24 protein-coding genes and 2 pseudogenes are annotated in these 24,409 nt (G+C 61.4%); 9 read left to right on the forward strand and 17 right to left on the reverse strand.

Translation table 11 applies throughout. The features are described from left to right. Positions 1–66: 66 nt before the first annotated feature. A complete protein-coding gene (locus AC0L7P_RS19245; RefSeq protein WP_473435787.1) occupies positions 67–954 on the forward strand; it encodes a branched-chain amino acid ABC transporter permease in 888 nt (295 codons plus the stop codon). Position 955: 1 nt separating this feature from the next. After that, complete coding sequence (locus tag AC0L7P_RS19250; protein WP_473435761.1) at positions 956–1,951, forward strand: branched-chain amino acid ABC transporter permease; 996 nt, start codon at positions 956–958, stop codon at positions 1,949–1,951. 128 nt (positions 1,952–2,079) lie between these two features. Here the strand turns inward: AC0L7P_RS19250 and AC0L7P_RS19255 are convergent, their stop codons facing one another. The 4 genes from AC0L7P_RS19255 to AC0L7P_RS19270 form a co-directional block, all read right to left on the reverse strand. Next, positions 2,080–3,012 carry a mechanosensitive ion channel family protein gene (locus tag AC0L7P_RS19255; protein ID WP_473435762.1) on the reverse strand — a complete coding sequence of 311 codons (933 nt, stop codon included), beginning with the start codon at positions 3,010–3,012 and terminating at the stop codon, positions 2,080–2,082. Between the two features lie 296 nt (positions 3,013–3,308). Continuing rightward, positions 3,309–3,752 carry a nucleoside diphosphate kinase regulator gene (gene rnk / locus AC0L7P_RS19260; protein ID WP_473435763.1) on the reverse strand — a complete coding sequence of 148 codons (444 nt, stop codon included), beginning with the start codon at positions 3,750–3,752 and terminating at the stop codon, positions 3,309–3,311. Positions 3,753–3,805: 53 nt separating this feature from the next. Next, positions 3,806–4,258, reverse strand: a complete 453-nt coding sequence (locus AC0L7P_RS19265) for a GreA/GreB family elongation factor (RefSeq protein ID WP_473435764.1) — start codon at positions 4,256–4,258, stop codon at positions 3,806–3,808. A gap of 194 nt (positions 4,259–4,452) precedes the next feature. Further along, a complete protein-coding gene (locus tag AC0L7P_RS19270; protein ID WP_473435765.1) occupies positions 4,453–5,673 on the reverse strand; it encodes a M20/M25/M40 family metallo-hydrolase in 1,221 nt (406 codons plus the stop codon). 176 nt (positions 5,674–5,849) lie between these two features. Between AC0L7P_RS19270 and AC0L7P_RS19275 the strand changes: the two are divergent. Beyond that, positions 5,850–7,048, forward strand: a pseudogene (locus AC0L7P_RS19275) (MFS transporter). A gap of 43 nt (positions 7,049–7,091) precedes the next feature. On the opposite strand, the gene AC0L7P_RS19280 reads toward AC0L7P_RS19275, so the two are convergent. The 10 genes and pseudogenes from AC0L7P_RS19280 to AC0L7P_RS19325 all read right to left on the reverse strand — a co-directional run bounded on the left by AC0L7P_RS19280 (position 7,092) and on the right by AC0L7P_RS19325 (position 15,735). Next, positions 7,092–7,997 carry a LysR family transcriptional regulator gene (locus tag AC0L7P_RS19280; RefSeq protein WP_473435766.1) on the reverse strand — a complete coding sequence of 302 codons (906 nt, stop codon included), beginning with the start codon at positions 7,995–7,997 and terminating at the stop codon, positions 7,092–7,094. Beyond that, positions 7,994–9,036, reverse strand: a pseudogene (locus AC0L7P_RS19285) (YeiH family protein). Before AC0L7P_RS19285 ends, AC0L7P_RS19280 begins: the two are co-directional and overlap by 4 nt. A gap of 123 nt (positions 9,037–9,159) precedes the next feature. Further along, positions 9,160–10,032 carry a DUF1684 domain-containing protein gene (locus AC0L7P_RS19290; RefSeq protein ID WP_473435767.1) on the reverse strand — a complete coding sequence of 291 codons (873 nt, stop codon included), beginning with the start codon at positions 10,030–10,032 and terminating at the stop codon, positions 9,160–9,162. 60 nt (positions 10,033–10,092) lie between these two features. Continuing rightward, positions 10,093–11,232 carry an acyl-CoA thioester hydrolase/BAAT C-terminal domain-containing protein gene (locus tag AC0L7P_RS19295; protein WP_473435768.1) on the reverse strand — a complete coding sequence of 380 codons (1,140 nt, stop codon included), beginning with the start codon at positions 11,230–11,232 and terminating at the stop codon, positions 10,093–10,095. Further along, entirely contained in the window at positions 11,202–11,402 is a 201-nt protein-coding gene (locus AC0L7P_RS19300; protein ID WP_473435769.1) for a hypothetical protein, read from the reverse strand. Before AC0L7P_RS19300 ends, AC0L7P_RS19295 begins: the two co-directional genes overlap by 31 nt. Positions 11,403–11,442: 40 nt before the next feature. Continuing rightward, positions 11,443–12,354: an Ldh family oxidoreductase gene (locus tag AC0L7P_RS19305; protein WP_473435770.1), complete on the reverse strand. Its 912-nt coding sequence runs from the start codon at positions 12,352–12,354 to the stop codon at positions 11,443–11,445. Further along, entirely contained in the window at positions 12,351–13,070 is a 720-nt protein-coding gene (locus tag AC0L7P_RS19310) for a GntR family transcriptional regulator (protein WP_473435771.1), read from the reverse strand. Before AC0L7P_RS19310 ends, AC0L7P_RS19305 begins: the two co-directional genes overlap by 4 nt. Positions 13,071–13,094: 24 nt before the next feature. Continuing rightward, positions 13,095–13,910: an ABC transporter permease gene (locus tag AC0L7P_RS19315; RefSeq protein WP_473435772.1), complete on the reverse strand. Its 816-nt coding sequence runs from the start codon at positions 13,908–13,910 to the stop codon at positions 13,095–13,097. Position 13,911: 1 nt separating this feature from the next. Further along, positions 13,912–14,715: an ABC transporter ATP-binding protein gene (locus AC0L7P_RS19320; RefSeq protein ID WP_473435773.1), complete on the reverse strand. Its 804-nt coding sequence runs from the start codon at positions 14,713–14,715 to the stop codon at positions 13,912–13,914. A 78-nt stretch (positions 14,716–14,793) separates the two neighbouring features. Then, on the reverse strand, positions 14,794–15,735 hold the full coding sequence (locus tag AC0L7P_RS19325) for an ABC transporter substrate-binding protein (RefSeq protein ID WP_473435774.1): 942 nt from the start codon (positions 15,733–15,735) through the stop codon (positions 14,794–14,796). Between the two features lie 274 nt (positions 15,736–16,009). On the opposite strand from AC0L7P_RS19325, the gene AC0L7P_RS19330 reads away from it, so the two are divergent. The 6 genes from AC0L7P_RS19330 to AC0L7P_RS19355 all read left to right on the forward strand — a co-directional run bounded on the left by AC0L7P_RS19330 (position 16,010) and on the right by AC0L7P_RS19355 (position 22,309). Further along, positions 16,010–17,047: a DmpA family aminopeptidase gene (locus tag AC0L7P_RS19330; RefSeq protein ID WP_473435775.1), complete on the forward strand. Its 1,038-nt coding sequence runs from the start codon at positions 16,010–16,012 to the stop codon at positions 17,045–17,047. A 36-nt stretch (positions 17,048–17,083) separates the two neighbouring features. Next, on the forward strand, positions 17,084–18,016 hold the full coding sequence (locus AC0L7P_RS19335; RefSeq protein ID WP_473435776.1) for an isoaspartyl peptidase/L-asparaginase family protein: 933 nt from the start codon (positions 17,084–17,086) through the stop codon (positions 18,014–18,016). A gap of 125 nt (positions 18,017–18,141) precedes the next feature. Next, positions 18,142–19,455 (forward strand): sn-glycerol-3-phosphate ABC transporter substrate-binding protein UgpB, encoded by a 1,314-nt coding sequence (gene ugpB, locus AC0L7P_RS19340; RefSeq protein ID WP_473435777.1) that lies wholly within the window; start codon positions 18,142–18,144, stop codon positions 19,453–19,455. 66 nt (positions 19,456–19,521) lie between these two features. Beyond that, positions 19,522–20,403, forward strand: a complete 882-nt coding sequence (gene ugpA / locus AC0L7P_RS19345; RefSeq protein WP_473435778.1) for a sn-glycerol-3-phosphate ABC transporter permease UgpA — start codon at positions 19,522–19,524, stop codon at positions 20,401–20,403. A 17-nt stretch (positions 20,404–20,420) separates the two neighbouring features. Further along, on the forward strand, positions 20,421–21,257 hold the full coding sequence (ugpE, locus tag AC0L7P_RS19350) for a sn-glycerol-3-phosphate ABC transporter permease UgpE (RefSeq protein ID WP_473435788.1): 837 nt from the start codon (positions 20,421–20,423) through the stop codon (positions 21,255–21,257). Beyond that, entirely contained in the window at positions 21,257–22,309 is a 1,053-nt protein-coding gene (locus AC0L7P_RS19355; RefSeq protein ID WP_473435779.1) for an ABC transporter ATP-binding protein, read from the forward strand. The genes ugpE and AC0L7P_RS19355 overlap by 1 nt, the downstream gene beginning before the upstream one ends. A gap of 22 nt (positions 22,310–22,331) precedes the next feature. Here AC0L7P_RS19355 and AC0L7P_RS19360 read toward each other — a convergent pair whose 3' ends face one another. The 3 genes from AC0L7P_RS19360 to AC0L7P_RS19370 form a co-directional block, all read right to left on the reverse strand. Then, positions 22,332–23,120 carry an inositol monophosphatase family protein gene (locus AC0L7P_RS19360; protein WP_473435789.1) on the reverse strand — a complete coding sequence of 263 codons (789 nt, stop codon included), beginning with the start codon at positions 23,118–23,120 and terminating at the stop codon, positions 22,332–22,334. A gap of 14 nt (positions 23,121–23,134) precedes the next feature. After that, positions 23,135–24,196: an ABC transporter ATP-binding protein gene (locus AC0L7P_RS19365; RefSeq protein WP_473435780.1), complete on the reverse strand. Its 1,062-nt coding sequence runs from the start codon at positions 24,194–24,196 to the stop codon at positions 23,135–23,137. Then, positions 24,193–24,409, reverse strand: a 217-nt coding sequence (locus tag AC0L7P_RS19370; RefSeq protein ID WP_473435781.1) for a hypothetical protein, incomplete at its 5' end; no start/stop codon positions are given. The genes AC0L7P_RS19370 and AC0L7P_RS19365, both read right to left, overlap by 4 nt.

Raw genomic sequence — 24,409 nt, forward strand, 5'->3', positions numbered from 1 at the left:
ACGGCCACGCTGCCCCCCGGCAATGTTCCGGGGGTGGCGCAACAAATGACGACGGGGCGCTTTCGTATGTTCGAGCTTTTGGGAATACCGCCGCAGGTTCTTTTGGGACAACTGCTGCTGGGCCTGATCAACGGGTCGTTTTATGCTGTCCTGTCTCTGGGGCTGGCGGTGATATTCGGCCTGCTCAACATCATCAATTTTGCCCATGGCGCGCTTTACATGATGGGGGCCTTTGTGGCCTGGATGCTGCTGCATTACCTTGGCGTCGGCTATTGGCCCGCGCTGATCCTTGCGCCGCTGATCACCGGCGCTTTCGGAATTCTGATGGAGCGCACGATGCTGTCGCGGCTTTATCATCTTGATCACCTTTACGGGCTGCTGCTGACCTTTGGTCTGGCGCTGATCATTCAGGGCCTGTTCCGCAATTATTACGGTATTTCGGGCCTGCCTTATCAAATTCCGGCGGCGCTTTCGGGGGGCAACAACCTTGGGTTCATGTTCCTGCCGAACTATCGCGCCTGGGTCGTTGTTGCCTCGGCGGTTGTGTGTTTTGCCACTTGGTTCATCATCGAAAAAACCCGGCTGGGCGCCTATCTGCGCGCGGCGACGGAAAATCCGGTGCTGGTGGGGGCCTTTGGGATCAACGTGCCGCTGCTGATCATGCTGACCTATGGTTTTGGCGTGGCGCTGTCCGGGTTTGCCGGTGTGCTGGCGGCGCCGATCTATTCGGTCAACCCGAACATGGGCGCCGATCTGATCATCGTGGTGTTTGCCGTTGTGGTCATTGGCGGCATGGGGTCGATCCTGGGAGCGATCCTGACGGGATACATGCTGGGGCTGGTCGAGGGGCTGACGCGGGTGTTCTATCCCGAAGGCTCGGCGGTGGTGATCTTTGTCATCATGGCGATCGTACTTTTGATAAAGCCCGAAGGGCTGTTCGGGAAGGCAGCGTGAGATGCAACAGACAGACAGTGTGACACCCGCCGCCGAAACCACCCCCGTTGAATTTGTCGACTCGGCCACCGGCATGCCGCTGTTGCACAAGGCGATTTTCCTTGTCCTGCTGGCATTCCTGATCGTGCTGCCGTTCATGGTTTATCCGGTCTTTGCCATGAAGGTGATGTGTTTCGCGTTGTTCGCCGCCGCGTTCAACCTGCTGCTTGGGTTTGGCGGGCTTTTGTCCTTTGGCCATGCGGCGTATTTCGGCGGGGCCAGCTATGTGGCGGCCCATGCGGCCAAGGTCTGGGGCCTGACGCCTGAGTTGGCGGTGCTGGCGGGCACAGCGGCGGCGGCATTTCTCGGGCTGGTGATCGGGTCTTTGTCGATCCGCAGGCAGGGCATCTATTTTGCCATGGTCACGCTGGCCTTTGCCCAGATGGTGTATTTCCTGTCCCTGCAACTGCCCTTTACCGGCGGCGAGGACGGGATTCAGTCGGTGCCACGTGGCGATCTGTTCGGGCTGATCTCGCTTGAGGATAACGTACCGCTGTATTTCTTTGTACTGGCGGTAACCTTTGGTGGCATCCTGATGCTGTATCGTATCGTGAATTCGCCGTTTGGTCAGGTGCTGAAAGCGATCCGCGAAAACGAACCCCGGGCGATTTCACTTGGCTATAACGTCAATCGGTACAAGCTGATGGTCTTTGTGTTGTCGGCCACCTTTGCCGGGCTGGCGGGCGCGATGAAAAGCCAGGTGTTTCAGCTTGCCTCGCTGACCGATGTGCATTGGTCGATGTCGGGCGAAGTGGTGCTGATGACGCTGCTGGGGGGCATGGGCACGATATTCGGGCCATTGGCAGGCGCGGCGATGATCGTGACCATGCAGAACTATCTTGCGACTTTCGGCGCATGGGTCACGGTCATTCAGGGCGCCATTTTCGTGATCGGTGTGCTGTTGTTCCGCGAAGGGGTGATCGGCGTGCTGGCACGCTGGTTCAAACGCCCCCTCTGATCTCGCGGGCAGCCCGGAAACGCCATGGCGGTTTTATAATCCGTCTTATGTTAATACACCCACCCCCGGACACACCGCGAAAACCGCGGGTCCGGGGCGGCTAGCGGTTCGTTTCGATGGTGTCACAGTCACGCAACGGGCGCTGGCAGCGTTTGGGTATCTCCGCCGTCACCCGCACTCTGATGGCGCGGCCTGACAAGTTCGATACGGCGCCGGGGGGCAACACACCCCGCCTGACGCAATGCGCCGTCAACGCGGCTAAACACCTCGTCGCGGCAATCAACATCGCGGTCAAAACGTGACAACCAATACCGAAGCGCATAGGTGATACCGCCTTCTTCATAGGCCAGAACGCGCACGTCAGGCGCCGGATCCTGTTGAATCACCTTCGCATCTTTCATGGCATCCAGCATCACCCGACGCGCCTGCGCGATAGGCATGACATGATCCAACGTGATGGTGATCTGCGCGCGATACTGCGGCTTTGGCGCAGAATAATTGGTGATCCGCTGAAGCGCGATCTGACTGTTGGGCAGGATCATATAGGTTGCGTTGCGGGTCAGGATACGGGTCGTGCGCCATCCGATTTCGATGACCTTGCCCCGCGCCAAACCGTCAATATCAACCCAGTCGCCGATGCGAAACGGCCCCTCAACGCCAAGGGCTATTCCTGAAAGGGTATCCGCCACCACATTTCGAATGGCAAACCCCAACATGGCAAGGATCAGCCCCGATCCGGCCAGCGCCCCGATCGCGCCCTGCCCCATGAACAGCGAAACCGTTGCCGTGAACGCGACCAAAAACAGCGCCGCCGCAATCAGATCCCGCAGCAGACGGGGGTATGGGCGCCGTCGTGCGGCAGCCTGATCAAGGGCCATGGACAAAACCCGGCTGACCAGCCACGCCGAGCCGAAATAAGCCAGCCCCCGGATGCCAAGGGACAAGGGTTCGTGATGTCCGATCATGTCCGTCAAATCGGACGAGAACAGGATCAACCCGACGGTCAACACCACAAGGGCGGTTGGCCAGATCAAGCGCCGGGCGTGCTGTTTGGTGGTCATTGCCAAAGCCCCCGCTGCCAATTCAGATCGGGCGCGCCAATCGCTGCGACACGGGCGCAGCCCATCATGACATGAGTATCAGAGCAGTTTTCGCGACACAGATCACGGGGGTCGCAGGCCTTGCGGGCCTTTGGGGGAACAGACAAGAACATTTGATGGTTTCCGATAAGGGCGCAGGGCCGGGAAAGGTGGTATGGATGACCCGGAGAAAGCGCCCAGACAGACCTTACATCATGTCGGCGCCCCCTCCGGGAATGCATGTGCGGTTGGATCAACCTGTTTCAACGTATCCATGATCAAGCGTCGCCTGCCCCGTCACCAGAGCGTTGTTCGACCTTGATGATCGTCAGGGTGCGGCGCTGGTTGTCGCGGGTGTCCCAATAAAAACTGGCCCCCTCGGACAACCCCAAAAGGGCAACGCCGATCGGCGTCATCACGGACACCTGCAACCGCTCTATATCGGCGTGTTCGGGATAGACCAGCGTCACGGTTTTGTCGTTGCCGGTCGCTTCGTCGCGATAGGTTACGGTGCTGCCGATGGTCACGACATTGCCGGGCATCTTGGCGGGCGCGACGATCCGTGCCCGGCTGATTTCGTCAAACAGACGGTCCGCCAGGGTGGGATTGCGTCTCAACATGCCTTCCGCCAGGCTTTCCAGATGGCTGACGTCATCGGCGTTGATCACGATTTTCGGGTTCCGTTTGGTACGTTTCGCAGGTGCCGTCATTGGGGCAGACATGTTCTTGCCTCCTTGCAAGGATAAAAATTCAGTTAGATATTTTAACAGCCGGGTCAGGCAGAATGGGCGACGCCAAGAACGACAAGCCTGCCGATTGTGCCGTCATCCCGCAGCAGCGGCGCGCGTTGCCCCACCTTCATGCCGATCAACGCAGCGCCCAACAGCGAGGCAACGGGAATGACACCCCCGGCCAAACCCTCTCGGGCGCGGTGGACCAGCAAACCGGTCTGGGCCGCGCCCCCGTCAACCGTATAGGTGACACAGCACCCCCCGATCACCAGATCGCAACATTGCATGTCCGGTACGGGTGTCGCAGATCGCAGCTTGTGCGCCAAAACATAGGGAAGCAGCGTCGACGACGGCCTTACAGCGCTTTCGCATTGGTCCAGATGTTCCTGCAATTTCTGATAATCGGCCGTTGGTATGAACGCCGGATCATTCTGCAAAGCCTTGAGGCCAGCGAAATTTTTGGGGTCGGTCTGTTGGGGCTGAGTGGTGTTGATCATGATATCTCCTCGGGCGACAGGGCCACGTACACGTTCAGGATGTGAGGAGGCCCCGGGAAGTGTCGCAGGCGCAGACGCGCCTAAACCGCCCGGGGAAGGGAGCGGTTCAGCAGGAGAAATCGAAAATGATCAACATGCGTCTTCATACCATCAAAGGTAGGTATCCGCCCCCCCAAGTCAATGCCGTTGGTCGTTCATCCTTCGCGCGCACCCACGACGCCCGCTGTGCCCAGTATGGTGGCCAGGCCTGCGAACAATCCGCGCAGGGAATTTTCCGGCTCTACGTCGATCCATTCATCAAGGGTGTGCGCCCGCCCGCCGGTGCCACCCGAGCCAAGACGGATCGCGGGAATACCCAGCCCCATCGGGATGTTGGCATCGGTCGAGCTTGACCCGGTTGTCTTTTCAAACCCGAACAACGGAAGGGCGGCGAATGCGGCCTGCACGATCCGGCTGTTATGGGGTGTCGCCCCCGCCGGGCGGTTGCCGATTCTGGTCAGTTCCGCCGAAATCACGCCGTCCGACGTATCGGCGCGGGCGTTCTCTTTCCCGGTGGCGGCTGTGATCGCGGCGCGCAGTTTTGCATCCAGCCTGTCCAGCTCTGCCTGATCTTCCGACCGCAAATCAATCTCGGCCCAGACCGTTTCAGGAATTGCATTTACCGACGTTCCGCCGCCAAATGTCGAGGCGCAAAAGGTTGTCAGGGGTGTTTTTGGCACCTCGAATTCGGCCATCGCAGACAGCAGTGACCCCATGGCATAGGCCGGGTTTACCGTTCCGAATGCCATCAACGAATGCCCGCCCGGCCCGTTGAACGCCACGCGGTATCTATAGGATCCAACGGCGGTTGTCGTGATGTCCTCAAGGTTCAGGCCATCGACGGTAAAGAACCCGGCAATCTGATTGCGGTATTTCCCTTGGGTAAAAAGATGGCGCACGCCGCGCAGATCGCCTTTGCCTTCCTCGCCCACATCACCGACGAACAGAATATCCTGCTCCGTTTCGATTTTCGCAGCATCAAGGGCGCGAATGAACGCCAGCAGGGCGGCAAGCCCGCGTGTGTCATCCCCGATGCCCGGCGCAAACAATCTGGTGCCGTCACGACGCACGGTACAATCGGTGCCTTCGGGGAAAACCGTATCAAGATGCGCAGCAACCACGATCATCTGCCCATTCCCGCGCCCCCGGCGAACCCCCAGAACATTGCCGATGTCATCGCGGTGAACATCATCCAGCCCAAGATCGCGGAATTTCTGTTCAAAGGCCCCGGCGCGCCGTTCTTCCTTGAACGGAGGGGCCGGAATTTCCGTCAGCTCGATAATCTGTTCCACAAACAGATCATGCTGGGCGCGCAGGGTGTCTTGCGCCAGCTTGAAGGCATCCAGTGCGATGATATCCGCCACATCATAGGTCATCGGGTTTCCCTGTCCGGTGTGGGCCGCAAAAGCGGCGCGCACATGCGCCGGCCTTCGTTGCCGCCAATCGGCCCCTTGCTCTGAGACGGCATCTTTCTGTATCCGATGAAAATCATGGCGTTGACAAGTGGGCCGGGCGGGTGTGTCTGGACCAGGTGCCGCAAACGGAGATTGCCATGACGTTGGCCTCGTCCAATCCAACACGCCGTTTTGGGAAAACCACCCTTTCGATCCTGATCGCGGTCAGCCTCGGGCATATGCTCAATGATATCATGCAGTCGCTGCTGTCGTCGCTTTATCCGATCCTCAAGCAGAACTATGCGCTGGATTTCATGCAGATCGGCCTTTTGACCCTGACGTTTCAGGTCACGGCGTCGTTTTTGCAGCCTGTGGTCGGGCTGGTCACTGATCGCTGGCCGATGCCCTTTTCCCTGCCTGTGGGCATGGCCAGCACGTTTTGCGGGCTGATCCTGTTGGGCAACGCCGCCAATTTCGGGCTGCTTTTGCTGGCCGCCTCGCTGATCGGGGTCGGGTCGTCGGTGTTTCACCCCGAGGCATCGCGCGTGGCGCGGCTGGCGTCGGGGGGCGGCACGGGCTGGCGCAATCGCTGTTTCAGGTCGGGGGCAATTTCGGGTCGGCCATCGGGCCGCTGATCGCCGCCTTTATCGTGTTGCCCAACGGACAGCACAGCGTGGCGTGGCTGTCGGTGTTGGCGATGGCGGGCATCATCCTGCTGGCGCAGGTCGGGCGGTGGTATTCGGCCCAGCACCGCCAAAGCCGCGGCGGTGAGGCGCCAAGCCGCGCCCTGCCCCTGCCCCGGGGCAGGATATTGCAGGCCTTGCTGGTGCTGGTGCTGCTGACCGCCACCAAGAATGTCTATATGGCCAGCATATCCAGTTACTTCACCTTTTATGTGATCGAACGCTTTGGCATGACGATGCAGCAATCACAGTTGATGCTGTTCCTGTTTCTTGGGTCGGCGGCAGTTGGCACCTTTATGGGCGGCCCGATCGGTGACAGGACAAGCCCGCGTTTCGTGATCTGGTTTTCGGTGCTTGGGGTGATCCCCTTTGCCATGTTGCTGCCCTATGCCAACTTTGAATGGACCTGCGTTCTCAGCGTGATGATCGGCCTTGTCTTTGCCTCGGCCTTTCCGGCGATCATGGTCTTTGCCCAACAGTTGGTGCCAGGGCGCATCGGGTTGATCGGCGGGTTGTTCTTTGGCTTTGCCTTCGGCGCCGGGGGTCTTGGCGCCGCCCTTTTGGGAACGCTTGCCGATACCTATGGGATCGAAACCGTCTATTGGCTGTGTTCCTATCTGCCGTTGCTGGGGCTGTGTACCATCCTGTTGCCACGCATTCCCGAAACCCGCTAGGGGCGCCGCGCGCATCATGAATTACAGCGCAAAGGCCACCCGGTCAGGCCCGGGCAGGGCCCGACCCGCTGTCTGCCTGCGCCAAGTCAAGAAATCGCCGTTCCGCCAGTGACAGATGCCGTTCCTTGTGGCGCAACACGTGAAAGCGGCGCTTGGGCAAGTTCAGCGCGACCTTGACCAGCCGCCCTGCGTCAAGCGATGCCTGCACGACCAGCGTGGAAAGAATGGTGGCGCCGCCGCCGCATTCCACAGCCGCGCGCACCGCTTCGTTCGATGGCAATTCCAGCGCAATATCAATGTCCGTGATCAACAGGCCATGTTGCGCAAAAGCCGCCTCACAAACAGCGCGGGTGCCTGATCCGGCCTCTCGCAAAATCCAGGCGGTGGATTTGAAATCGCGCTTTGTGACGGGTGGCTGTGTTGCCCACGGGTGGCCCGGCGCAACCACAAGCGCCGGTTCGTCACCGGGAAGCGGATGACGTGACAGTGAAAAATCATCGGTTTCCCCCTCGACAAACCCAAGGTCGACAATGGCATCATGAACCATCCGCGCCACTTCGGTGGTATTGCCGGTGACAAGCTCCAGCGCGAAACCGGGGTGGGCCATGCGGAATTTCTGCATCAATGGCGGCAACCAGTAATTCGCGACCGTCTGACTGGCGGCAAGGCGCAGGGTGCCACGCTTCAACCCGGCCAGATCGGCCAAAAGGCGCTCTGCCTGTCCGGCGCGGGCCAGAACCGCCCGGGCCTCATCCAGAAAAATCCGCCCCGCGTCGGTCAGGATGATGCGCCGCCCGATCCTGTCAAACAGGCGCACGGCGTGGCGGTCTTCCAGCGTGGCAATCGCACCACTGACGGCGCTTTGTGTCAGGTTCAGAAACGCAGCCGCGCGGGTGACGTGTTCACGCTCTGCGACCGCGATAAAGATTCTGAGCTGCTCAAGCGTCATGCCAGCAACAGAACCAGACCGAGGCTGAAAAGGAAAATGAAAACCCACGCCCCGGCCCCCAGCAACGCCGGACGGATGCCCTCGGCCACCAGTTTGCGCAGATCGGTTTCCAGTCCCATTGCGGCCAGGGCGGTGGCCAACAGGAATTGCGTGGCGCCGGTGGTGAACGGTGCTGTCCCCTCGGGCACCCAGCCGCTGCTGGCAAGGCCGACCATGGCCATGAACCCCAGCACGAACCACGGGATGGGCGCGCTGGCGTGGCGGGCGGCGCCCCCTCGCGGCGCAGACGGCGGGCGGCGGCGGCGCCCAGCAACAGCACCATGGGCGCCAGCATGATCACACGGGTCAGTTTGGCGATCGCACCGAATTCACCCGCCTCTTGTCCGCGGGAATAGGCGGCGGCAACCACTTGGGCAACCTCGTGAATAGAGGCCCCCGTCCACAGCCCAAAGGCATGGGGCCCCATATCCAGCATCCCGCCAAGCAGCGGCATCAACACCATGGAAAGCGATCCGAAAATGGTCACACAGGCCACCGCATAGGCCACCTCTTCGTCGCGCGCCCGGGTCACGGTGTTGGTGGCAATCACCGCCGACGCTCCGCAAATCGACGTGCCCGCCGCAATCAGTTGCGTCAGCCCGGGGTCAACCTTCAGCGCCCGCCCCAACAGGGTGGTAAACGCAAAGGTGGCAAGCAGCGTCACAACAATCAGCGCCACACCAATGCCCCCCACCCCAACAACCTGTTGCGCCGTCAGTTGCAGCCCCAACAGCACGATGCCAGCCCGCAGAAGCCGTTTCAGGCTGAATTTCACACCCGCTTTGGCAAGATCCGGCGTGCCGATCAGGTTGTGAAACGCCATGCCAAGCAGGATCGCAACAATCAGCGGGCCAAGCATCTGAAACCCGGGCAACAGCCGCACCGCGAACGCGGCTGCCGCGATCAACCCCGCCAACCCCAAACCCGGCAGAACCCGCAGCACTGCCGGGCCGGAAAATGCTGATGCGCCCCAGCGCGCCCCTTTGACAATATCCGACATTCAAACGTCCCTCCTTTGGCTTCGGGGGACAGATAGGGGGTCTTTCCAGATCGCTCCAACGGATTAAATCTATGGTTTCAATCTGTAAAACCGAACGGTTTCACGTCCTGCCGGATCGCGTCTTCAGGATTGATAGGTCGTGGTGCGCTCGACGGTCCGGGCGGGCCGCTTTTCCCCCGCGAGAACCTCAAAATCGAGATGGTTTTCGGCGGGCACCAACGGGCAGGTGACAAAGTTGGTAAAGGCGCAAGGCAGCGCAAACGCATAGTTGAAATCAATCCAGTCAATCCGGCGGCAATCCTTGTCGGCGAATTGCAGTTCAACGATGCGCCCCGCGCCATAGGTGACCGGGCCACTGGTTTGATCGCGGATATGGGCCACCGCCTGCACCCCCGTATCGGTGTCCTTGCCGATCAGCGCGAGGGTATAGGCCTTGCCGTTCCGCTCGAACGTAAAGGTGCCCATGCGTGGCGTCGCTTCGCGCACGCCCGGCTCAACGGTTTCGGCGTCGAATGCCACACGTTCGGTTGGGGTATAGACGCCCGGAATGCGCCAGGCGGGGTCATAATCAAACGCGTCGGGGGCTGCATCCGCGAGGCGGGTCGCCTCGCGCGGGTCACGCACCCGCACCCCAAAAAGCGGCTTGCCGTCGTGTGTCGTGCGCAGGATCGCTTCAACCTCTTTGATGCCGAAATACACCGGCACGCTGTTGCCGTTGCCATAGGTCTGGTTGCGCCCGGGGATGATTTCAACGGGACCGGTCGGATAGGCGCCATTCACCGACAGCGTCGGCCCAGAGGCGGGCGGCGTAAACATGACCCTGCCCTCATCAACCGACCAGGTGCCGGGAAGCATTTCGAACTGCACGTCGCGGTCGTCCTGTTCCAGCCAGTATTGCGCCACCAGCGAGGTCCAGCCATAGGGGCGGAACATGGTTGCAACGTGGGCATAGCGCCATTCACGCCACTGGCCTTCCAGGTGTTCATTTGTGGACATGTTCATTTCCTTTCACAGGATGCATCGGTTTGCTTGCGCAAGGCTTTTATGGGGGGCCGGTCAGGCGCCGGTAATCTCGTTCAGAAATGCCAGAACCCCACGCCATGATCCGTCATCGGCCCGGGCATTGCCCGACGGTGTGCCGCCGGTGGTGAACGGCACTTTTGACACCGGGTGATCGCGGCTTATCTGGGTTGCCGGAACAAAGGACAGGTTGATGGAATGGCCCGCATCGTCAAAATCCAGGTGGCGCACCGGATAGGGGTGTTTGTGCTGGCCCAGGGTCGAAACCACCATGCGCGAATACAGGCTGGAGGGCCAGGCCCGGTCATCGCGCCCGGAAATCAACAGCACGGGGCCAGCTATTTTTTCAACCGGAATGCGCGACTGCGCCGCCAGATCACGATCTTTCAGCGCCTCGAAGAAAACCGAATGGTGCCGATTGGGCGGCACATCACCCGCCCAGGGGTGCCAATGCACCGCTTTGTTGTCGTCAAAAAGATGCGGCAGAGGCGCGCCACCCATGGTCCAGGCGACACCATGCCAACCGCCACGCGCCGGATCACCCGCGCCCTGCGCCCCATGCACCATGGCCCCCGGCACATAGGCAATCACAGCCGAGACAAGATCAGGGAAGGTTGCGCCCAACAACAGCGACAGTTCGCCACCGCGCGACTGACCGCTGACCGCAACAAAACCATCGCGCGGGGCCAGTTCCCGGTGCGCCCATTTCAACCCCGTTTCGAAATACTCAAGGGGGGTTTCGGTGATAAAGGGCGACAGGCCAGGTGCCTTGAAATACCCAAGCGCAAACGCCTGATAACCGTGGGACGCGTAAAGCGCACCGCGCGGTTCGTTGATGCCGCCGCCAGACCCGTTCAGAACCACCACAACCGGATGCGGGCCGGGGCCATCGGGGGTGAACACCGTGCCCACCAACCCGTCCTGACGCACCTCGCGCCGCGTGACGCCGGATGCCGCAAACCGTTGCGAAAGCTCGGCCTCGGCGCGCTGACCGTCGGGTGTTTCGGCGCTCAGCTCGGTCAGCAGGGGCTGCATGACGTCGTCGGGAAACACCTCGCGGCTGGTGCCGTTGGTCGGGTGCTGGCCCCATAACAGACCCATGGGCGCAACCTCGGCATAATCGCCACCAACGGGGGCATCGCGGGTCAGATCAACCACCCCATGGGCATCCGCCATAAAGGTGGCCTGACTGTCCCAGACATCGCCGCCCCCCGCCGGGTGCGGGCCGAGATCGCAACCAGTTCATCAGGGGCAAGCCCCGACACGACAATCTGGCGCGGCACATCAATCAGGCCATCAACCGGCGTGACCGAAAGAACAGGCGCGGATTTGGAATGTGTTGTCATCTAAAGCACCATCTTTTCATATGAGGGGTCGCGTGTTGCATCATTGCCCCCCGGTGGCGGTCATCCGGGCAAGACAGGCGGTAAGACGGCGACCAAATTCAGCGTCCAGCACCGTGTCAGGTGACAGGCCGCCACCCCGTGGCCAATGCCCGCCCCCCATGGCCCAGTCACCCTGCAAGGCGGCAAGTTTTTCCTGCCAGTCAAAGCCGTCACCGGCCACGGCAGGGTCAAGGGCCAGAATGAACACGCCGCGCCCTTTCGGATCGCCGCGCCCCCCGGCCACACCGGCCATGAGTTCGACCATCAGGCCCAGCAGTGATCCGATCTGTCCGCCGCGCGGCAGCAGTGCCGCAACATCCGCTGCGATGCTGGTCGGGCGTCCCGCCGCGTTTAAGGCGATTCCATCGGGCAACGGCGTGCCCGCTGCGCGCGCCTTGGCGACATCGGCCATGGTGGTTGTGCTGCTGGCAATGTCGATCACCACACGCGCATCCCCCTGCCCCATGCCAAGGGCCAAAGGGTTGGTGCCGATCACCGCAGCCGTACCCCCATGGGGCGCCACGAACGGCGGGCCTTCGGCCCCGACAACGCCAACCAGCCCCGCATCGGCAAGATGGCGCACAAAAGGCGCAAGACGGCCAAAGCCTCGTATGCCCCGCAGAAACACGGCGGAAATCCCGAACTTCTGCGCCGCATTCGCCATTTCCAGCGTCGCGGCGGCCACGGCAAGGGGCGCAAAGCACCCCGAACAATCGCGCGATCCCAGCGCCCGCAGGGGGGCATCCACCTGCACCGGCACCGCCTCGGGGGACCATTCGTCAAGCATGGCAATCCCGAACCGCGACAGGCCCAGACCATCCGCCTCGATCAGGGCCGACGCCGCAAGCGTTGCCGCCGGATCGCCGCCCATCGCTGTTGCCAATTGCGCTATTGCATCGCGGGCGGTTTTCATCGGGCCACACCTTGGGCCGACGCGCCAATGTGGATTTCACTTTGCGAAAGATAGCCCAACGTCATCAGACGTTCGATCAGGAATTCCCGGCTGCTTGCGATATGCGCGGCCTCTATCCCTGCGGCGCGGTCCCCATCCCGGGCCTCGATCGCATCGACAAGGGCGGTGTGTTCGTCCGAATGTTCGCGGGCCTTGCCGGAAAAATCAATCGCGAACCGCAAAAGCCGTTCAAGCTCATCAAACAGGTTCTCGGAAATGGCAACAAGGCGCGCGTTGCGGCTGCACCCTGCAATGGCAAGATGAAAGCGGCGCGCCACCTGCTGCATGGCGCCCACATCAAGGGGGGCGACGTATTCTCCGACAATCCGGCGCAGGTCGGCAATATCACCCGGCGTGGCATAGCGTGCCGCCTGTCGCGCGATATGCGGGCCGATCGCCGCCCGCAGGTCAAGGATTTCATGCACCGCCTGAAACGTGATCGGCGCCACCCGATAGCCGCTGCGCGGCAGAATCGAAACCAACCCGTCCGCCGCCAGCTTTTGCATGGCGTCGCGCACCGGCGTTTTCGACACCTCATAGTCACGGGCAATCGCCGTCGCGTCGAGCGTGGTTCCCGGCGCGATCTCGCAGCGGATGATGTTTTGCCGGACGGCGCGATAAATGCGTTCTGACGCTGGCACGAGAACGCCCGAGGCGGGGAGGGTGGTGTCGGTCATGATTATACTGATCCCCAGCCCCGTTCAGTGCTTTGCCCAGGGCACGAAATGCCGTTCCAATGCCTCGATCAGCATGATGGTCAGATAGCCCATGACCGAAATAACGACGATGCCGACAAACATGCGCGAGACGGCAAAGGTCTGCCACGAGGCCCAGATGAAAAAGCCGACACCGCTGCGCGCGCCCAGAAATTCAGCCGCCGCGATGATGATATATGCCGATCCCGCCGACAGCTTCAGCCCGGTAAAGATATTGGGCAATGCGGCGGGCAAGGCAATGCGCCGGAAGGTCTGGAAACGGGACGCGCCGACATTCTTGGCAACGTCCATGTAAATCTGTGGCGCCTGCATCACCCCGCCCATGGTGTTGTAAAACATCAAAAAGAACACACCGATGGCGATAAGAACAAATTTCGATGCATCCCCGACCCCGAATATCAGCAGGATCAGCGGCAGGATGGCGATTTTCGGCACGGGATAAAGCGCCGCAAAGATCGGCCCCAGCACCCGGCGCACGGGGTGCGACAGACCAAGGATCAGCCCCAGAATAACCCCCGGAATGGCCCCCATGGCATAGCCGACAAGAACCCGGCGCAGCGTCGCCCCCATATGTTCGAACAACTCAAGGCTCAGCACCATGCGCCAGGCGGTTTCGGCAATCGCGCTGGGGGCAGGGAAAAAGCGTGCGTCGATCAGGTTGAACTGGCTGGCCAGTTCCCAGAGCAAAAGCAGGAAAAGCGGGCTGAAATACGAGGCGCGCCGAAAGATCTGTTCGCGCTGCGCCGGGGTTTTCAGCCGGTTCAGTTCGTCGTCTGTAAGGGGTCTGGCGGTGGTGGTCATTTCAGGTCTCCGTCGGTGTGGCCAGCAGATTCCAGACCTCATAGGTCAGATCCCAGAACCGTTTGTCGCGCCGCATTTCAACAACATCGCGCGGGCGTTCGAACGGCACGTTCAGATCGGCCACCAGGGTGCCGGGGCGGGGCGACATGACCAACACACGGTCAGCCAGCGTCAGGGCCTCATCAACGCTGTGGGTGATGAAAAGAACCGTCTTGCGGGTTCTTTCCCAGATCCGCAGCAGCTCTTGTTGCAAGACCAGCCGGGTCTGTTCGTCAAGCGCGCCAAAGGGTTCATCCATCAACAGGATTTCACGGTCATCCGCCAGGGCGCGGGCCACCGAAACCCGCTGTTTCATACCCCCCGAAAGCTGATGAGGGCGGGCATTTGCAAATTCCGTCAGGCCGGTCAGCGCCACAAGCTCGCGCACCCGGGCATCCTGTTCGGCGCGCGGCGCGCCTTTCAGGCTGAGCGGCAGCGCGATATTTTCCGACACCGTCAGCCACGGCAGCACCGACGCCTCTTGAAACACCATGGCCGGGGGCGTTTCGCTGTGCAGCGTCACAGTGCCGCTCAGCTTTTGTTCAAGATCGGCGAGGATGCGCAAAACCGTGGTCTTGCCACAGCCGCTTGGCCCGACGATGCAGACAAACTCACCCCGCGCCACCGAAAAGCTGAAATCGGAAACGGCCACAGTCACGCGGTCGCTTTCGCTGTCGTAAAACGCCTTGGTCAGTTGATCCACTTCGATTGCGGGCTGCGCCCCGCCCACAGGGGCCGGGCGCGCCATTTCAACCACTGCCGGCATTACGGCTTGCTCGCGACAAGATCGTTGGCCCGTTGCAGCAGATCGACGCGGTAAACATCGGCAATGTTCGCCTCGCCTTCATAGGCAAGCGCGCCGCGCGCCCGAAAGAACGCCTCTTGCTCGCGCACCGAGATCCATGTCGATGGCGCCATCCTTGGGGCGGATGGTATAGGGAATGCCGCGCAGGGTTTCGGGTTCCGTCCCGGTATAGGCCGCGACAATTTCGACGATCTTGTCATCCTTCCAGCCGCCATTATCCAATTCGCGGGCACCTTTCAGATAGCCGGCCATGAAGGCCACCACTGCATCTTCGTTTTCAGTGACAAAATCCTGATTGAACGCGATAAAGCCAAGCTCGGTTCCAAAGGTGTGGTCATCAACCAGCCGCCGGCCCAACCCCTGTTTCACAAGCTGATGGGCAAAGGGTTCGATGCTCCAGCCCGCCTCAAGGGCGCCGTTGGCAAAGGCGGCGGCGGTGGCGGGGGGCGGCAGGAAAACCGCCTCGACATCATCAACGGTCAACCCGCCGGTTTCCAGCGCCTTGGCGACGGAATACATGCCAAACCCACCGGGGCCGGGAATGCCCACGCGTTTCCCCTTGAGATCGGCAACGGTTTTGATGCCGGTATCCCAGGCATCCTGCGACACCATGAATGGCGAAGGCGACGGCACCGTGTCGGGCATCCGGGCCAGGGTTGCGATGATGGCAACCGTGGCCCCGCGATCAAGGGCGTTGAACAGGCTGGCGCCCCATGTTGCGGCCCCTGCCTCGACGTTACCAGAGGCAAGCAACTGGATGGTTTCGGCGGTGCCACCCTTGGGTGAAAGCGTCACATCGACCCCGAATTCATCGAAATAGCCCAGATCCTTGGCCACAAAGAACGGCGCATAATCGGCAAAGGGCGAATAGAGGAATTCGATTTCAGGCATGTCTTGCGCCCAGCCCGGCAGGGCCAGCGAAGATGCCAGTGTAACAGCGGCCGCTGCGGCCATAATATCACGACGGTTGATTGAAGACATGCGCGAAACTCCCCCTACGCCAGTTTGGCTTTTCAGGCTGACGTCCGGCGATCACGGCGCGGCCCTGAAACAGGCGACGCGGCCGATCACATGGGTCAGCACCCAAAGCCTAGGGTTGATGTATCAGTTTCGCAAGTTGATATTTCCGGTATTTGCATTCGCCCCCATTCTGCGCGACCTATTGCCCACGCCTTGTACCGGCGTCATTACCGGGCCACCCGCCCCTGCAACCGCTTTACCGTCGGGCCGCCGGCCTGTGAGATGGGATGATCGAATGACACACCACACCCCCCGCTTTCGTGATCTTGCAACGGCACCGGGCATCATGCCCAGGGGCGCACGCAATTCCCTGAGCGATGTGCCGGGCGTTACCGTTGGCCATCGCACCATCCGCGATGGCAGTGTCAACACGGGTGTCACCGCGATCATCCCCCAGCCGGGCAACCTGTTTCAGTCCAAACTAACGGCGGCGGTCGAGGTCGTGAATGGCTTTGGCAAAAGCGCGGGCCTGATGCAGGTGGCAGAACTGGGCACGCTGGAAACGCCGATCCTGCTGACCAACACCTTTGGCGTCGGGCGCTGTGTTGATGCGCTGATCCGGCGGGCGGTGGCGGAAAACCCCGACATCGGGCGCCAGACCTCAACCGTGAACGCGGTGGTTGGCGAATGCAACGACGGGCCCTTGTCCGACATTCAGGCCATGGCGGTGACCGAGGCCGACGCCGACGCCGCGCTGGATTGCGCCAGCATGGAGGTTGGCGAAGGGTCGGTCGGGGCCGGCACGGGGATGACCTGTTTTGGCTTCAAGGGCGGCATCGGCAGCGCATCGCGCATGGTGACGATCAGCGGCAAAACCTGCCATCTTGGCGCATTGGTTCTGGCAAATTTCGGCCGTGCCGGTGATCTGATCCTGCCCGATGGCCGCCGCCCCGATCCGCGCGTGGCGCGGGCGCCTGAACAGGGGTCGATCATCGTGGTGCTGGCCACGGATATGCCGGTGGACCAGCGCCAGTTGCACCGCATCTGTCGGCGCGCCGGGGCCGGAATCGCCCGGTTGGGCGCCTTTTGGGGCAATGGCAGCGGCGACGTGGTTGTGGGCTTTACCACCGCCAACCGCATTCCCCATGCACCCAAAGCCGAGGTGTTGCCCCAGCACCGCCTGCATGACAGCCGCATCGACGATATGTTTCGCGCCGCCTGCGAAGCCACACAAGAAGCAATCCTGAACGCCCTGTGCGCCGCAACAGCGGTGGAGGGGCGCGACGCAACACCCCGCCCACTGCTAAGCGACTGGTTGCAAGCCCGTCAATAACCTAAGCTGCATCAAACGATCCCCAAAGGAGCCCCCATGACCGACCATACCCCTGTCATCGCGCTGCACGGTGGTGCCGGCACGATTCTGAAATCCACCATGACCCCCGAACAGGAAGACGCCTATCGCGCCGGATTGCGGGCCTGTCTGACGGCGGGGCTGGGTGTGCTGCATGATGGCGGCACCGCATTGGATGCGGTCACCCGATCGGTGATGGCGCTGGAAGAAAACCCGCTGTTCAACGCGGGGCGCGGCGCGGTTTACACCACCGACGCCACCCACGAAATGGACGCCGCCATCATGGATGGTGCAACCCGTGCCTGTGGCGCCATTTCGGGCATTTGCGGCCCCCGGCACCCCATTCTGGCGGCCCGTGCCGTGATGGAACAGACGGAACACGTCTTTCTGGCGGGGGATGGCGCGCGGCGGTTCTGCGAGGGGGCCGGCCTTGAATCGATGCCACCTGAATGGTTTGGCACCGAAAAGCGGCTGAATGCCCTGAATGCCGAAATGCAGCGCCGCAACCTTGGCCTGCCCGACGACAACGACCCCGAGCGCAAGCACGGAACCGTGGGCGCCGTGGCGCTGGATCGCGCGGGCCATCTGGCGGCGGCAACGTCAACCGGTGGCATGACCGCCAAAATGCCGGGGCGCGTGGGCGACAGCCCGGTGATAGGCGCCGGAACCTGGGCCGATGATGCGACCGCCGCGATTTCGGCCACGGGGCACGGCGAACATTTCATCCGCTATGCCGTTGGCCACGAAATTGATGCCCGCATGCGGTGGGCCGGGCAGGATCTTGCCAAGGCATCGGGCGATGTGGTGGCCGAACTTGGCCGGGTTGGCGGATCAGGCGGGCTGATTGCCATTGATCGCAAGGCCAATATCTGCCTGCCGTTCAACAGCTCTGGCATGTATCGCGCCTGGGCCGACCGCAATGGCGACATTCATGTGGGAATATATGCCTGACGCGGCAACCGGATGAAACTGTTACAAAAACTTCGCTTGCAGAACACGCATATCCTCGTAACCTGTGGGCATCGTATCGGCGAACGGGGCCTGACTCGCAGCGCCGGACAAACTGGGAGAATAATATGAGACATTTTGAATTGGGCGCGCTGGCCGCCGCGACAATCGCGCTGACGCCAATGACGGCGATGGCGCAGACCGAGATCGAATTCTGGCACGCCTTCAGCGGTCGTCTGGCCGAACTGGTCGATGTGCAGGTTGCCGATTTCAACGCCGCACAGTCGGAGTTCAAGGTCACCGCGACCAGCAAGGGCAATTATTCCGAAACCCTGAACGCCGGCATCGCCGCCTTCCGCGCAGGCGAACAGCCCGACATCCTGATGGTATTCGAAGTGGGTACCGCCACGATGATGGCCGCCAAGGGCGCGACGAAACCGGTTTACCAACTGATGGAAGACGCGGGCGTTGATTTCGACCCCGACGCCTATATCGGCGCGGTAAAAGGATATTACACCACCACCGATGGCAAGATGCTGTCACTGCCGTTCAATTCCTCCACGCCGGTGCTGTATGTCAACCGCGATGCCCTGGAAAAGGCGGGCGTCGATCCCGACACCGATCTTTCCACATGGGAAAAGGTCGATGCAGTGCTGACCCAGCTCAAGGATGGCGGGCAGGATTGTGGCATCACGACCGCATGGCAAAGCTGGGTACATCTGGAAAACCTGTCGGCCTATCACAACGTCCCCTTTGCCAGTCAGGAAAACGGTTTTGCCGGGCTGGATGCTGAGCTGGAGTTCAACGCCCCGCTTCAGGTGAAACACATCGGCATGATGGGGCAATGGGCCAAGGACGGCAAATTCCTCTATGCCGGGCGGCGCAATGAAGGCGGGGCCAATTTCCGCGCCGGGGATTGCGCGCTGTTCACCGAATCCTCTGCCGGATATGCCGGTGTAAAGGCCGAGGCGCAGTTCGATTTCGACATCCGCCCCCTGCCCTATTACGCCGATGTTGAAGGGGCACCGCAGAACACCATCATCGGTGGCGCGTCGCTCTGGGTTATGGCGGGGCAATCGGATGAGGAATACAAAGGCGTTGCCGAATTCCTGAACTATCTGTCCTCACCCGAGGTTCAGGCCCAGTGGCATCAGGATACCGGTTACCTGCCGATCACCACCGCCGCTGCCGATCTGACCCGCGAACAGGGGTTCTATGAGGAAAACCCCGGCACCGATGTGGCCGTTAAACAGATGACCCTGAATCAGCCGACGGCAAATTCCAAAGGCATCCGTCTGGGATCGTTCGATCAGATCCGCACCGTGATCGACGAAGAACTGGAGGGCGTCTGGGCCGGGGACAAGACCGCCCAAGAGGCACTGGATTCCGCCGTCAAGCGGGGCAATGAACTGCTCCGCCGGTTCGAGCGCACCGCAGGCTAGGCGTAAATCCGGCCCGGGGCGCGTTCTGCTCTGGGCCGGTATTTTCCGAATTCTCCGGGGGAACGGGTGGAAAAACGGGTTATCTTCAAAGGCTGGGCCTTGCCGCTGCTGCTGATCGCGCCTCAGGTGCTGATCTCGGCGGTGTTCTTTTTCTATCCGGCGGGGCAGGCGATCTGGCAATCGCTGTTCATTCCCGATCCGTTCGGGTTGTCGATGCAATGGGTTGGCCTTGGCAACTTTGAATACCTGTTCACCAATTCCTATTACCTGTCGTCCTTCATCACGACGGCGATATTTTCCACCCTCGTCACACTGGCATCGATGATACCGGCGCTGTTTCTGGCCGTGGTTGCCGACCGTCTGGTCAAGGGCGCGGGCACCTATCGCACCTTGTTGATCTGGCCCTATGCCGTCGCCCCTGCCGTGGCCGGGGTGTTGTGGCTGTTCATGTTCAACACCCGCGTCGGGATCGTGTCATGGTATCTGGGCAAACTGGGCTATGACTGGAACCATGTGCTGAACGGAACCGAGGCCATGGGCCTTGTCGTTGTTGCCTCGGCCTGGGGGCGGATCAGCTATAATTTCCTGTTCTTTTATGCCGCGCTTCAGGCCGTGCCGAAATCGGTGATCGAGGCGGCGGCGATTGACGGGGCGCATTTCTGGCGGCGGTTCTTTACCATCGTGCTGCCGCTGCTGTCGCCCACCACGTTCTTTCTGTTGATCGTCAACGTGATTTACGCCTTTTTCGAAACCTTTGGCGTAATCCACACCATCACCGGTGGCGGGCCGCAACAATCGACGACCATCCTTGTTTACAAGGTTTATGCCGACGGATTCGTCGGTCAGGATCTGGGGTCGTCGGCGGCGCAATCCGTGGTGCTGCTGGTTGTCGTCGGGCTGTTGACCGTGGTGCAGTTCAAATTCATCGAAAAGCGGGTGCATTACTGATGGCCGAACGCACGGGCATGGTCGAAAAACGCGGCGCGGGCCTCTGGGTCAGCCATGTGGTGATGGTGCTGGGCGTGCTGGTCGTGTTCTTTCCGATCTGGCTGGCCTTTGTTGCCTCCACCGTCACGCAGGTCGACATCGCCCGCCCCCCAATGCCGGTCTGGCCGGGTGGCGAGTTTTTGAACAATTACACCAAGGCGTTGTTTTCCGGGGTGAACGTGCCGGTTTTGACGATGATCGGCAATTCCCTGATCATGGCCATCGGAATCGCCGTGGGCAAGATCATCATCTCGCTGCTGTCGGCCTTTGCCTTTGTCTATTTCCGGTTTCCGGGGCGTAGCGTGTTCTTCTGGCTGATCTTTCTCACGCTGATGCTGCCGGTCGAGGTGCGGATCGTCCCGACCTACGAGGTGGTTGCCGGGTTCGGGATGCTCAACTCCTATTCCGGGCTGATCCTGCCCCTGATCGCCTCGGCCACGGCGACATTCCTGTTCCGGCAGTTTTTCCTGACTGTGCCCGATGAACTGGCCGAGGCGGCGCGGGTGGATGGCGCGCGCCCGATGCGGTTTTTCATCGACATCCTGCTGCCCATGAGCCGCACCAACATTGCCGCGCTGTTCGTGATCCTGTTCATCTATGGCTGGAACCAATATCTTTGGCCGCTGCTGATCACCACTGACCCGGAAATGAACACCGTGGTCATGGGTATTCGACAGATGTTCCCGTCGGGCGATGACCTTGCCGATTGGCCGGTCATCATGGCAACGTCGATTCTGGCGATGATCCCCCCGATCATCGTGGTGCTGTCGATGCAGAAACTTTTCATCCGTGGACTTGTGGATAGCGAGAAATAATGGCGACCGTCGAACTTGAGAATATCCGCAAACGCTTTGGCAAGGTCGAGGTGATCAAAGGCGTCAGCGTCGATGTGGCTGATGGCGAATTCATCGTCATTGTCGGCCCGTCGGGCTGTGGCAAATCCACCCTGCTGCGTATGGTGGCGGGTCTTGAAACCGTCAGCGACGGCGAGGTGCGCATCGGCGGGCAGCGGATGAACGACCGCGAACCGATGGAGCGTGACATTTCCATGGTGTTCCAGAACTATGCTCTTTATCCGCATATGAGCGTGCGCCAGAATATCGGCTATGGCCTGAAAATCGCCAAGATGCCGAAAGAGAAAATCGCCGAAAAGGTGGCCGAAGCCGCCGAACTGTTGCAGCTTACCGATTATCTGGATCGCAAGCCGCGCGCCCTGTCGGGGGGCCAGCGACAGCGGGTCGCCATGGGCCGCGCCATTGTGCGTGAACCTGCCGTATTCCTGTTCGATGAACCCCTGTCCAACCTTGACGCAAAACTGCGGGTGCAAATGCGCCTTGAAATCAAGGAATTGCAGGCGCGTCTGGGGGTTACCGCCCTTTACGTCACCCATGATCAGGTCGAAGCGATGACCATGGCCGACCGCATGATCGTGATGCACGACGGGGTGGCAGAACAAATCGGCACGCCGCTTGAGGTTTACGAAACCCCGGCGACGGTGTTCGTGGCGCAATTCATCGGCAGCCCGTCAATGAACGTGGTGGACGCAACCCTTGGCGGGGGGCGCGTGGATCTGGGCGGTGGCGTGTCATTGCCGACACCCCACACCGGAGAAGGCGCCTGCAAGCTGGGGCTGCGGCCCGAACATCTGCACAAGGATGCTGACGGCGCACTGACCATGCGCGTCAATCTGGCCGAACCGCTGGGCGCCAACACCTTGCTGCACGGGCGGCTTGAGGGCGCAGATGCCCCCTTCACGGCCAGCATACCGGGCGTGCATCGGCTCGACTCGGCGGGGCAAATCCTGCGCCTGTCAGTGCCCGAAAAGCATCTGCATTTCTTTGATGCCACGTCCGGCAAACGCATCTGACAGCGCCCTGCGCGTCAGGCTGTTACCAATCCGGCGCGCTGCCAAAGGCACAGATTTCGCTAAGTTCGCCAAAGGCCCCCGGGCAGGCCGCCAAAACCGGCGCCGGTCGCACAAGGCCCGCGCCATCGGGAAAGGGCAGCACCTGACCGCCCGCCTCAAGGATCAGGCAATAAGCGGCCATGCAATCCCAGGCCGACATGCGCGGTTCGGCGTATCCCACCAACCGCCCCGCCGCGACCCAGGCCAGCATCAGCGCACCTGAACCATACCGGACCCAGGCTGAATCCGCCGCCAACAGATCGGTCAGCATCTGACCCACCCGCGCCGCCGGCACCCGGTCGTTCGCGCCGACACCCAACAGGCCCGCACGCAAATCGCCCGCCGCCACCTTGATTGGCGCGCCGTTCAACGTGGCGCCCTGCCCTTTTGCGGCGGAAAATATCTCGTCCAGAACCGGGACAAAGATCACGCCAAGGGCTGGCCCCTGGTCATCGCACCCGCCAATCGACACGCACCACCCGGGCAAGCCGTTCAGATAAGGCGCGGTGCCATCAATCGGATCAATCACCCAGGTGAATCCGCTTGTTCCCGCGCTTAGCCCGTGTTCTTCGCCCAATTGCGCATCATCGGGAAACGCCTCGCTCAGCGCGTCGCGGATCAGGGTTTCAACCGCACGATCCGCCTCGGAGACAAGATCGGTCACATGGCGTTTGGTTTCGATCACCAGGGCATCGCGACGGCGGAAATAATCCAGCGCCAGCGCGCCCGCCTCAACCGCGATCTTTTCGGCGAAACGCTGGCGGGCGATCATCAATTCAGTGTCGGTCACGGGGCCTCCGGGATAAGTGCCAAACCACGGGGACGCAGATCGAGAACCACCGCAGAGCCTGCGGGCAACGGCACATCGCTTTCAGCGTCCACCACGAAAATCCGCCCCAGGGGGCCGTCAATTTCATATTCCACATGATCGCCCAGATAGGCAGAAGAGGCGACCGTGCCGCTGACCCCGGCCCCATCGCTCAGCACCCGCGCCGCATTGGAGCGAAACGACACCCGCGCCGGGCCGGGCCGTGACCCGCGCGACGGAAGGGGCACCGTGACACCGCCCAGTTCGACCTGTGCCGTATCGCCATCAACGGCAATCACCCGCCCCTCGACCACATTCGCCTCACCGATGAAATCGGCGATGAATTCCGACGCCGGCGCCTCGTACAACTCGCGCGGGCTGCCCATTTGCGCCACGCGGCCCTCTTTCATCACCACGATCCGGTCCGACACCGCCAGCGCCTCTTCCTGATCATGGGTGACATAGACGGCGGTAAAACCAAGCCGCTGCTGCAACTCGCGAATTTCCGTGCGCACCTTGCGCCGCAGGCGGGCGTCAAGGTTGGACAGGGGTTCATCCAGCAACAACACCTGCGGTTCAAGCACCAGCGCGCGCGCAACCGCGACCCGCTGTTGCTGGCCCCCCGACAGCTCGGCCGGGAGCCGCTGGCCCAGCCCGGAAAGCCCCACAAGCTCCAGCCCATCGGCGGCGCGTTCCTTGGCCTCGGCCGCTTTCGCGCCGCCCGCCTCAAGCCCATAGGCGACATTCTGCACCACGGACATATGCGGAAACAGCGCGTAACTCTGGAACACCATGGAAACGTCACGCCGGTTCGCAGGCAGGCGGGTCACATCCTGCCCGCCGATCAGGATTTGCCCCTTGGTCGGGCTTTCCAGCCCGGCCAGCATACGCAGGGTTGTCGTTTTACCACAGCCTGACGGCCCAAGAAGGGTAACCAATTCGCCCGGCTCGATGGACAGCGACAATTCGGGAATCGCGGTGAACATGCCAAAGTTCTTGCGCACGGCACGGAATTCGACCGCACCTCGTTTTTCGGTCATGTGGGCGTTTCCTCTGCAAGGGTGGGGGCGGGGGAATCATCTTCGCGGCGGCGCATGCGGCGGTCACCCACCAGCAATTGAAACCCGCCGATCACGGTGATCATCACAAGGATCAGAACCGAGGAATAGGCGATCGCAACGCCATATTCCCCGTTTTCGACCAACCCCACGATATAGGCCGTGGCCATGTTATATTTTGCGCTGATCAGGAAA

It is taken from the genome of Oceaniglobus sp. K40-3, from assembly GCF_055808395.1.

Coding starts and splice junctions, on each gene's coding strand:
- AC0L7P_RS19330 (WP_473435775.1), top strand. CDS start 16,010: ATGACACACCACACCCCCCGCTTTCGTGATCTTGCAACGGCACCGGGC.
- AC0L7P_RS19305 (WP_473435770.1), bottom strand. CDS start 12,354: ATGAAAACCGCCCGCGATGCAATAGCGCAATTGGCAACAGCGATGGGC.
- AC0L7P_RS19335 (WP_473435776.1), top strand. CDS start 17,084: ATGACCGACCATACCCCTGTCATCGCGCTGCACGGTGGTGCCGGCACG.
- AC0L7P_RS19325 (WP_473435774.1), bottom strand. CDS start 15,735: ATGTCTTCAATCAACCGTCGTGATATTATGGCCGCAGCGGCCGCTGTT.
- AC0L7P_RS19295 (WP_473435768.1), bottom strand. CDS start 11,232: ATGGCGGATGCCCATGGGGTGGTTGATCTGACCCGCGATGCCCCCGTT.
- AC0L7P_RS19365 (WP_473435780.1), bottom strand. CDS start 24,196: ATGACCGAAAAACGAGGTGCGGTCGAATTCCGTGCCGTGCGCAAGAAC.
- rnk (WP_473435763.1), bottom strand. CDS start 3,752: ATGTCTGCCCCAATGACGGCACCTGCGAAACGTACCAAACGGAACCCG.
- AC0L7P_RS19310 (WP_473435771.1), bottom strand. CDS start 13,070: ATGACCGACACCACCCTCCCCGCCTCGGGCGTTCTCGTGCCAGCGTCA.
- AC0L7P_RS19280 (WP_473435766.1), bottom strand. CDS start 7,997: ATGACGCTTGAGCAGCTCAGAATCTTTATCGCGGTCGCAGAGCGTGAA.
- AC0L7P_RS19355 (WP_473435779.1), top strand. CDS start 21,257: ATGGCGACCGTCGAACTTGAGAATATCCGCAAACGCTTTGGCAAGGTC.
- AC0L7P_RS19265 (WP_473435764.1), bottom strand. CDS start 4,258: ATGATCAACACCACTCAGCCCCAACAGACCGACCCCAAAAATTTCGCT.
- AC0L7P_RS19250 (WP_473435761.1), top strand. CDS start 956: ATGCAACAGACAGACAGTGTGACACCCGCCGCCGAAACCACCCCCGTT.
- AC0L7P_RS19245 (WP_473435787.1), top strand. CDS start 67: ATGTTCGAGCTTTTGGGAATACCGCCGCAGGTTCTTTTGGGACAACTG.
- AC0L7P_RS19270 (WP_473435765.1), bottom strand. CDS start 5,673: ATGACCTATGATGTGGCGGATATCATCGCACTGGATGCCTTCAAGCTG.
- ugpE (WP_473435788.1), top strand. CDS start 20,421: ATGGTCGAAAAACGCGGCGCGGGCCTCTGGGTCAGCCATGTGGTGATG.
- ugpB (WP_473435777.1), top strand. CDS start 18,142: ATGAGACATTTTGAATTGGGCGCGCTGGCCGCCGCGACAATCGCGCTG.
- AC0L7P_RS19255 (WP_473435762.1), bottom strand. CDS start 3,012: ATGACCACCAAACAGCACGCCCGGCGCTTGATCTGGCCAACCGCCCTT.
- AC0L7P_RS19315 (WP_473435772.1), bottom strand. CDS start 13,910: ATGACCACCACCGCCAGACCCCTTACAGACGACGAACTGAACCGGCTG.
- AC0L7P_RS19320 (WP_473435773.1), bottom strand. CDS start 14,715: ATGCCGGCAGTGGTTGAAATGGCGCGCCCGGCCCCTGTGGGCGGGGCG.
- AC0L7P_RS19360 (WP_473435789.1), bottom strand. CDS start 23,120: ATGATCGCCCGCCAGCGTTTCGCCGAAAAGATCGCGGTTGAGGCGGGC.
- AC0L7P_RS19290 (WP_473435767.1), bottom strand. CDS start 10,032: ATGTCCACAAATGAACACCTGGAAGGCCAGTGGCGTGAATGGCGCTAT.
- AC0L7P_RS19300 (WP_473435769.1), bottom strand. CDS start 11,402: ATGACAACACATTCCAAATCCGCGCCTGTTCTTTCGGTCACGCCGGTT.